Source organism: Modestobacter excelsi, from assembly GCF_005930495.1.
GTDB classification, from domain to species: Bacteria; Actinomycetota; Actinomycetes; order Mycobacteriales; family Geodermatophilaceae; genus Modestobacter; species Modestobacter excelsi.
The window spans coordinates 1-4,393 of record NZ_SJEX01000148.1; the positions used below are offsets into that span (position 1 = coordinate 1).

Consider the following 4,393-nt stretch of genomic DNA (forward strand, 5'->3'; position numbering starts at 1 on the left):
CCTGCTGGCTGGGGGATTGACGCGGTGGGGCTCGTCCATTGTAACGACGCGCAGGCGACGGTCCACCGGTTCTGTGCCGGGAGCGACCGGATGACCCGCGCGCCACCCCCGCAGGAGGAGGACGGCGCTCGTCCCACCCCCTGCGCGAAGGGTGCTCACTGGCCGATGTGCTGCTCCGCGGCGAGTGCGGCCCCGACGATGCCGGCGTCGTTGAGCAGCTCGGCGGGCACCACCCGGGTGCGGGTGGACAGCAGCGGCACCCACTTCTCCGACTTCTTGCTGACCCCGCCACCGACGATGATCAGGTCGGGCCACAGGCTCCGCTCAAGGGTGTCCAGGTAGCGATCCACCCGCTTGGCCCACTGCGACCAGCTGAGGTCCTCGCGCTCGCGGGCCGAGGCCGAGGCGCGCTTCTCCCCGTCGTGGCTGTCGACCTCGATGTGCCCGAACTCGGTGTTGGGCACCAGCGTGCCGTCGATGAACAGCGCGCTGCCGATGCCGGTGCCGAAGGTGAGCATGAGCACCAGGCCGCGCTCGCCCTGGCCGGCGCCGTAGGCCATCTCGGCGATCCCGGCCGCGTCGGCGTCGTTGAGCGTCTGCACGGTGCCCGGGATCACCGCCTCCAGGCCCTTGGCCATGTCGGTGCCGATCCACGACTTGTCCATGTTGGCGGCGGTGAACGTCACGCCGTGCTTCATCACCCCGGGATAGGTGACGCCGATGCGTCCCTCCCAGGCGAACTGGCCGACGATGTCGGCCACCACCCCGTAGACCGGGTCGGGCAGCGCCGGCTGCGGCGTCGGGATGCGCACCCGATCACCGACCAGCTCGCCCTTGTCCAGGTCGACCACGCAACCCTTGATCCCGCTGCCACCGATGTCCACTCCGAAGCCCTGCACGGGAGGCAGGCTAGCGACAGTCACGACGTCCGGCGCGCGGGTCGGGCAGGATCCCTCTCCGTGATGACCTCCGGCGGCACCGCACCCGACTTGCACACCGAGCTGCTGGAGCTCGCCCGGGCCACCGCCGAGGAGGCCGCGGTGCTCGTCGGCGCAGGTCGCGGCACGGCCGCGGACCAGGTCGACACCAAGTCCAGCCCGGTCGACGTCGTCACCGCGGTGGACACCGCGAGCGAGGCGCTGATCGTGCGCCGGCTGCTGGAGGCCCGGCCGGGCGACGGCGTGCTGGGCGAGGAGGGCGCCTCCCGCGAGGGCACCAGCGGCGTCCGGTGGGTGGTCGACCCGATCGACGGCACGGTCAACTTCCTCTACGGCCTGCCCGCCTACGCCGTCTCCATCGCCGCCGAGGTCGGCGGGCGCAGCGAGGTCGGTGTGGTGCTGAACGTGGCGACCGGGGAGCTGTTCACCGCGGTCCGCGGGCGGGGCGCCTGGCTGACCGCGCCCGGGGTCGCCACGGTGCAGCTGCACGGCAGCGCACCGCAGTCCCTGGAGCAGACGCTGGTGGCGACCGGTTTCGGGTACCGCGTCGAGCAGCGCCGGGCGCAGGGTGCGGTGGTGGCCCAGCTGCTCACCGAGGTGCGCGACATCCGCCGCAACGGCTGTGCCTCGCTGGACCTCTGCTCGGCCGCCGCCGGCCGGGTCGACGCCTACTACGAGCTGGACCTCAAGCCCTGGGACCACGCCGCCGGCGCGCTCGTGGCGGCCGAGGCCGGTCTGGTGGTCACCGGCACCGGGAGCCGGCCGTTCGCCGACCCGATGGCGGTGGTCGCTGCCCCGACGATCGCCGAGCCGCTGGTGGCCCTCCTGGAGCGCCTGCACGAGGAGGAGTGACCGAGGCACGGGCTGAGCCGGGGACCGGCTGGGTGGGCAACGAGTACGGACCCCGGCCGCAGGCCGTCCGCTGACCGGTCGCGGGGCCGGCGGCTCCCGACCGGACCGAGGGCAACGGCTCAGCGACCGTCGGGCACAGCCAGTGGCCGCGGTGTCATCGCGGAGCGATGACGATGTGCACCGCTCAGCAGGCGTTCTCGGCGCTGGCGATCGGTGCCAGCGCGGCGTCCACCTGGTCCTCGGTCGCCAGCCCGGCGAACTCCGGGCCGATCACCAGGTCGACGACGGCGGTGGCGCGGGTGTCGGGGCGGAGGGTCGATCCCGGCAGGTAGAGCTGCAGGTACTCGGCGGTGCTCTTGCCGCGCGGGCCGAACCGCAGCTCGCCGACCCCGGTCACCTCGTTGCCGCTGTTGTCGTTGGCGATCTCCTCGACGACGAACGCCCGGCTCTGCAGGGTGGTCGCCACCTCGCTGGCCTTGCCGGCCTGGTCGCTGGCGTTCAGCACGCGCAGCGTGACCGTGGCCGGGTCCAGCGACTGGGGGGCCGCGCTGGCGCTGCTGCAGGCGGCGGCCTGCGCCTCGTTGCGGGTCTCCTCGTCGGTGAGGACGTTCCACCACACGACCAGGGCGCCCAGCGCGAGGACGAGCAGGAAGGCCAGCGCGGGGATCCGTCGGCGCCGCCGCGTGCCGGCCGGGCGCCGCTCGGACGGCTCGCTCACGAGTCGGTCACGTCAGCGAGATCGCACACGCGGCAGACCCTAGCGGCGGCCGGGCCGGCTACAGCGCACCGTCGTCGAGCGCGGCGCGTCCCAGTTCGACGCAGGGGTCGATGCGGTCGGCGTAGCCGCTGGTGTCCTTCCCGGCCATCGCCCCGGCGGCCGACCGGGCGACGATCCCGGCGATGATCGCGGCGAACTTGAAGTAGGCGAAGCCCACGTACCAGTTGAGGTCGGACAGGTCCGCCCCGCTGCGGCCGGCGTACCGCTCGGCGAGCTCCAGCCGGGTCGGGAAGCCGGGCTGCGCCGACACGGAGTTCACCGAGACCGCACGGTCCTCGCCGGCCTGCGGCCAGTAGACGAAGAGCATGCCCAGGTCGGTGAGCGGGTCGCCGAGCGTGGACATCTCCCAGTCCAGCACCGCGCGGATCCGGCCGGGGGTGTCCGGGTCGAGCAGGCAGTTGTCCAGCCGGTAGTCGCCGTGGGTGATGCCGGACCGGTGCGAGGCGGGGACCGTCTCGGCCAGCCGGGCGGCGAGGGCGTCCAGCGCGGGCCGCTCGGTGTCCCGGGTCGCGTCCCACTGCTTGGTCCACCGGCGCACCTGGCGCTCCAGGAAGCCCTCCGGACGGCCGAAGTCCGCCAGGCCCACCGTGGTCGGGTCGACGGCGTGCAGGTCGGCCAGGACGTCCATCAGCCCGTCGGCGATGGCACGGCGCTCCGCCGGCTCGTCGGCGTAGCCCGGCGGCAGGTCGGTGACGACGTGCACGCCCACCACCCGCTCCATCACGTAGAACGGGGCGCCGAGCACGGAGGTGTCGGTCGCCAGGTGCAACGTGCGCGGCACCGGGACGGCGGTGTCCGCCAGGGCCGAGATGACCCGGTGCTCCCGGACCATGTCGTGCGCGGTGGCCAGCACGGCGCCCGTGGGCGGGCGCCGGAGGATGACCGCGTCGTCCGCGGAGCCACCCTCCGGGCTCACCACGTAGGTGAGGTTGGACATGCCCGCGGCGATCAGCTCGACGCTGACCGATCGCCACTTCTCGTCGCCGAGAGCGGTCGCGAGGTAGGGACCCACGACCTCCGGATCAGCACCCACAGGAGTCGCCACGGCGGCAGGGTAGCCTCTGGCGCTCCGCCCATCAGCTGCCGTCCCGGGGACCCGGATGTGTCGCCCTCGGGGAGGCGGGCACAAACCGGGCTCCCGCGGCGTTGGGCGGCTGGCCGGAGCGTGCACGGGTGGCGCGCAGAGCTGTTCCGGAGGGACCACCGACGGAGCGGCGCTGGATGCGTCCGGTGCACGACAGAAGGAGACCGGTCGGAGACCCAGCAGTGGGTCGACGGCCGGGGACAGACCACCGGCCGCTGCGGCGGCCGGAGCCACCGGCCGTGGCGCTGCGGCGCCGACGGCGAACGAGCGGGCCGCGTGCCCGCGCTGAAGAGAAGAGAAGGGGCACACCATGGCCACCGACTACGACGCCCCCCGACGCAACGAGTCCGACGAGCTGGGTGAGGACTCCCTCGAGGAGCTCAAGGCCCGCCGTGCCGAGGCGCAGTCCTCCTCGGTCGACGTCGACGAGACCGACTTCAACGAGAACCTCGAGCTCCCCGGGGCCGACCTGTCCAACGAGGAGCTCACCGTCCGCGTGCTGCCCAAGCAGGAGGACGAGTTCACCTGCTCGCGCTGCTTCCTGGTGCACCACCGGAGCCGGCTGGCGACCACCCGCAACGGCCAGCCCGTCTGCCGCGACTGCGCGGCCTGATCGAAGGACCCCCTTGCCCTCCACCGCTCGCAGGCTCGCGGCGGGACCCTGCAGCGGGGCCGTTCCAGCGCGTCGCCCGGGGTGGCCGGCTCCGGTCGGGCACTCGCTGGTTCAGGGCGGGGTGGGAG

The 4,393-nt window shown here is 73.5% G+C and carries 5 protein-coding genes; 2 read left to right on the forward strand and 3 right to left on the reverse strand.

Annotated features, from left to right (window positions below; all coding sequences use genetic code 11):
* Positions 1 to 155: 155 nt before the first annotated feature.
* Complete coding sequence (gene ppgK, locus FHL80_RS24890; RefSeq protein WP_216871040.1) at positions 156 to 899, reverse strand: polyphosphate--glucose phosphotransferase; 744 nt, start codon at positions 897 to 899, stop codon at positions 156 to 158.
* 63 nt (positions 900 to 962) lie between these two features.
* Here ppgK and FHL80_RS24895 point away from each other — a divergent pair, with 63 nt between their 5' ends.
* Positions 963 to 1,790 (forward strand): inositol monophosphatase family protein, encoded by an 828-nt coding sequence (locus tag FHL80_RS24895; protein ID WP_216871041.1) that lies wholly within the window; start codon positions 963 to 965, stop codon positions 1,788 to 1,790.
* Between the two features lie 184 nt (positions 1,791 to 1,974).
* Here FHL80_RS24895 and FHL80_RS24900 read toward each other — a convergent pair whose 3' ends face one another.
* Together FHL80_RS24900 and FHL80_RS24905 are read right to left on the reverse strand one after the other, a co-directional pair.
* Complete coding sequence (locus FHL80_RS24900) at positions 1,975 to 2,508, reverse strand: LytR C-terminal domain-containing protein (RefSeq protein ID WP_138736008.1); 534 nt, start codon at positions 2,506 to 2,508, stop codon at positions 1,975 to 1,977.
* 58 nt (positions 2,509 to 2,566) lie between these two features.
* Positions 2,567 to 3,613, reverse strand: a complete 1,047-nt coding sequence (locus FHL80_RS24905) for a phosphotransferase family protein (protein WP_138736009.1) — start codon at positions 3,611 to 3,613, stop codon at positions 2,567 to 2,569.
* A gap of 349 nt (positions 3,614 to 3,962) precedes the next feature.
* On the opposite strand from FHL80_RS24905, the gene FHL80_RS24910 reads away from it, so the two are divergent.
* Positions 3,963 to 4,265: a DUF4193 domain-containing protein gene (locus tag FHL80_RS24910; RefSeq protein WP_026844338.1), complete on the forward strand. Its 303-nt coding sequence runs from the start codon at positions 3,963 to 3,965 to the stop codon at positions 4,263 to 4,265.
* The last annotated feature ends 128 nt before the right edge of the window (positions 4,266 to 4,393 follow it).

Coding starts and splice junctions, on each gene's coding strand:
- FHL80_RS24910 (WP_026844338.1), top strand. CDS start 3,963: ATGGCCACCGACTACGACGCCCCCCGACGCAACGAGTCCGACGAGCTG.
- FHL80_RS24895 (WP_216871041.1), top strand. CDS start 963: ATGACCTCCGGCGGCACCGCACCCGACTTGCACACCGAGCTGCTGGAG.